Genomic DNA, 3,633 nt, shown 5'->3' with positions numbered 1-3,633 from the left:
GGCCGAGAACCGTCACGCCGCCTTCGGCCTCGGCATCCACCGCTGCCTCGGGTCCAACCTGGCCCGCATGGAGCTGCGGGTGGCGCTCGAGGAGTGGCTGGCCCGCTACCCGGCCTTCGAGCTGGTCGACCCGGCGCTGGTGACCTGGTCGGCGGGCCAGGTGCGGGGACCGCGGACCCTGCCGGTGCGGATTCTCGGCTGACCACGGGCCCCGCCCCAGAGGCGGTGTAGAAAGCGCAGGTGCCCGACAACCCCGCCCGTCCGCTGCGAGACCGGGTGGCGCTCGTGACCGGCGCCGACCAGGCGCTGGGGCGCGGTCTGGCCGTCGCCCTCGGACGGGCGGGCGCCGACATCGGACTGCTGGGCGGCGACCTCGACAGCATGGAGGGTGCCGCCGTCGACGTGGCCGACGCCGGCGCTCGGGTCGCCCGGTTCGCCGTCGCCTATGGCAGCAGGGCCGAGGTCGAAGCGGTCTTCTCCGAGGCCGACCGGGCGTTGGGGGCGGTCGACATCGTGGTGCACGCCGCCGTCGACCCGATCGCGGTCGAGCCCGTGGCCCTGGTGGACGTGGACGAGGATCGTTGGGAGGCGGTGTGGGAGGGGATGATGTGGTCGAGCCTCTTGTCGTGCCAGGCGGCGTTCACCCAGATGGCAGGGCGCGGAGGGCGGATCATCTTCTCCACTCCAACGCTCTCGATGTCGGGAGCGGCGGGCCTGGTCCCCTACACGGCGGCCGTGGAGGGCCAGCGGCTGCTGGCCAAGTCGGCGGCTCGTCAGTGGGGCTCGCACGGCATCACGGTCAATTGCGTGGCTCCCGCGGCCGCCACGGGCGAGGGCGACGAGGCAGGCGGCCGTCACCATCTGCCGCTCAACCCTGCGCCGCTCGGCCGCCCCGGCGATCCCGAGACCGACCTCGGGCCCGTGGTCGTGTTCCTGGCCAGCGACGGCGGGCACTTCGTCACGGGGGCGACGATCTGCGTCGACGGCGGCGTCTGGATGGCCCCGTGAACGGATCCCTCGAGGGTCGCACTGGCATGGTGACCGGCGCCGGGCAGGGAGTGGGCAGGGGCATCGCGCTGGCCCTTGCGGGTGAGGGGGCGAACGTCGTCATAGCCGCCCGCCGGGCTGTGACGGGTGAGCCGGTGGCAGCCGAGATCCGGGACCGCGGCGGCTCGGCGATCTGTGTACAGACCGACGTGACAGTTCGCGGCGACGTCGGGACCGCCGTAGCGGAGACCGTCGAGCGCTTCGGCGGGCTGGAGATCATGGTCCACAACGCCTTCGGCGGCCGGGCCGGCGCGCCCCATCGGTTGGAGGAGGTCGACGACCGGATGTGGCACGGCTTCTCGCGCACGGCGGTGTGGGGATCGTTTCACTGCGCCCAGCTCGCCTTCCCTCATCTGCGGGCCGCGGGCCAGCGTGGACGCCTGGTCCTCGTCACGTCGCCCGCGGGCGTCGAGGGCAGCGCCAACATCCCCATCTATGCGCCCGTCAAGGCCGCCCAGCGGGCCATGGCCAAGAGCCTGGCCCGAGAGTGGGGAGAGCACGGGATCACGGTCAACTGCATCGCCCCGGTGGCGGAGACGCCAGCGCTGCTGGGCGCCTTCGAGACCAATCCCGAGCTGCGCAAGCGGGTGACCGCACGCGTCCCCCTGGGGCGGATCGGCGACGCCGAGCGCGACATCGGCGCGGTCGTCGTCTTCCTGTCCGGCGACGGCGCGAGCTACGTCACCGGCCAGACCATCGTCTGCGACGGCGGGAGTTTCACGGGCCTGTGAGAAGCGGCGCCACCTCGGCGGCGAAGGCGTCCATCTGGTCCAGCAGCTCCTGCAGCGAGCGATTGCGAAATCTGACCTGGACGTGGCTCACTCCCATGCCCGCGAACTCGTTGAGCCGCTCGGCGAGCAGCTCGGGCGAGCCGGAGATGGTGCGGGCCCCCACGTCCCACCTCGGATCGCCGACATACAGCACCTCGGTGATCACGCCGATGTCGATCGGCTCGTCGCCGCGCGTCGCCTTGCGGTGCTGGAGGAGGTAGGCGATCGACTCGGGCATCTCGTCTCTGGGGGTGCCTTGAGGGAGCCAGCCGTCGCCCCGCTCGGCGGCTCGTCGCAGGGCCGCCCGCGATGACCCGCCCACCCAGATCGGTACCTGGGGCTGACGCGGCCGCGGCGCCAGCCCGGCGTCGTGGATCGACCACGAGCCCGTGTCCACGTCGGGGTACTCCTCGGTCAAGGCGGCGCGGACGACGTCGATGGCCTCGTCGGTGCGCCGGCCCCGCTCGTGGAAGTCGGCCCCCAGGACGCTGAACTCACCTTCGAGGTGGCCCGTGCCGACGCCGAGCACCGCCCGGCCGCCGGAGAGCTCGTCGAGGGTCATGAACGCCTTGGCCGTGAGCAGCGGGTGGCGATAGGCGAGCACGTAGATGTGGGAGAGGATGCGCACGTTGCGGGTCAACGCCGCGATCCAGCCCAGGGTGGCCACCGTGTCGTACCACGTGGTGCGCATGTGGGCATCGAACGGCCGCGGGACGGCGATGTGGTCGCAGACGCCGACATAGAAGAAGCCGGTCTCGTCGGCCTTGCGGACGATCGCCTCGAGCTCGTCCCGGCCCGCCCCGAGCTCCCACTCCTCGGCGAACGTCTTGCTCTTGGCCTGCACCTGCAGCTGCATGCCGTAGACCAGCCGGCCGAGGGGCACGATCGACACCGACATGCTCGAAGCCTCCTCAGGACCGGCGGTCGCCGCGTCCCAGGCCGTCGGCGACGCCCGGTCGAGGCTGCCCGGGTTCCTTGTCCACGGCCGCCAAGCTAGCATCGCCCCCGAGCCAAAATAGAATGTGTTCTACCCGCCGGCGCACCGGCGAGCGAGGAGTACCCGTGGCAGGCACCGAGCACCTGACGGTCGAGCGGGACGGTTCCACCGTGATCGTGACGATGAACCGGCCCGAGGCCAGGAACGCCTTCAGCCTGCCGATGCTGGTCGGCATGGCCGACGCCTGGGCCGAGATCGACGGTGACGACGACGTCCGCTGCGCCATCCTGACCGGCGCTGGTGGCACCTTCTGTGCCGGCGCCGACCTCAAGGCCATGGGCGGCTCACAGCAGCCCGACGCCTACCGGGAGCGCATGCAGGCCGACCCCGACCTCCACTGGAAGGCCCTGCTCCGCCACCACCACGTGAAGAAGCCGCTCATCGCTGCGGTGGAGGGCTACGCCGTCGCCGGGGGAACCGAGATCCTCCAGGCCACCGACATCCGGGTCGCCGGCGAGGGCGCGACCTTCGGCGTGTTCGAGGCCCGCCGGGGCCTCTTCCCCTTGGGGGGCTCCACCGTTCGCCTGGCCCGGCAGATCCCCTACACGGTGGCGATGGAGCTGCTGCTGACGGGTCGCTCGGTGAGCGCCCGGGAAGCCCATCGCATCGGCCTCGTCGGCCGGGTCGTGCCCGACGGCGACGCCCTCGCCGAGGCCAGGCGGATCGCCGGCCTCATCGGCGAGAACGGACCACTGGCCGTCGAGGCGATCAAGCGCTCGGTGCGGGAGACCGAGGGCCTCCCCGAGGACGAGGCGCTCAAGATCGAGCTCGAGATCGGCTGGCCGATCTTCGGCACCGAGGACGCCAAGGAAGGGCCGC

At 72.0% G+C, this 3,633-nt stretch carries 5 protein-coding genes; 4 read left to right on the top strand and 1 reads right to left on the bottom strand.

All coding sequences use genetic code 11. The features are described from left to right. The 3 genes from VGF64_17700 to VGF64_17690 all read left to right on the top strand — a co-directional run. The coding region (locus VGF64_17700; GenBank protein HEY1636594.1) for a cytochrome P450 at positions 1-202 on the top strand (202 nt) is incomplete at its 5' end. Between the two features lie 38 nt (positions 203-240). Then, positions 241-1,008: an SDR family oxidoreductase gene (locus tag VGF64_17695; protein HEY1636593.1), complete on the top strand. Its 768-nt coding sequence runs from the start codon at positions 241-243 to the stop codon at positions 1,006-1,008. Next, positions 1,005-1,778 (top strand): SDR family oxidoreductase, encoded by a 774-nt coding sequence (locus tag VGF64_17690; protein ID HEY1636592.1) that lies wholly within the window; start codon positions 1,005-1,007, stop codon positions 1,776-1,778. The genes VGF64_17695 and VGF64_17690 overlap by 4 nt, the downstream gene beginning before the upstream one ends. Here the strand turns inward: VGF64_17690 and VGF64_17685 are convergent. Continuing rightward, on the bottom strand, positions 1,765-2,715 hold the full coding sequence (locus VGF64_17685; GenBank protein ID HEY1636591.1) for a TIGR03619 family F420-dependent LLM class oxidoreductase: 951 nt from the start codon (positions 2,713-2,715) through the stop codon (positions 1,765-1,767). The genes VGF64_17690 and VGF64_17685 overlap by 14 nt on opposite strands. A gap of 164 nt (positions 2,716-2,879) precedes the next feature. On the opposite strand from VGF64_17685, the gene VGF64_17680 reads away from it, so the two are divergent. After that, on the top strand, positions 2,880-3,633 hold a 754-nt coding region (locus tag VGF64_17680), incomplete at its 3' end, for a crotonase/enoyl-CoA hydratase family protein (protein ID HEY1636590.1).

This window comes from Acidimicrobiales bacterium, assembly GCA_036491125.1.
GTDB lineage: Bacteria > Actinomycetota > Acidimicrobiia > Acidimicrobiales > AC-9 > AC-9.
The sequence above is the reverse complement of the archived record's forward strand: the minus strand, read 5'-3'. Positions and strand labels throughout refer to the sequence as shown.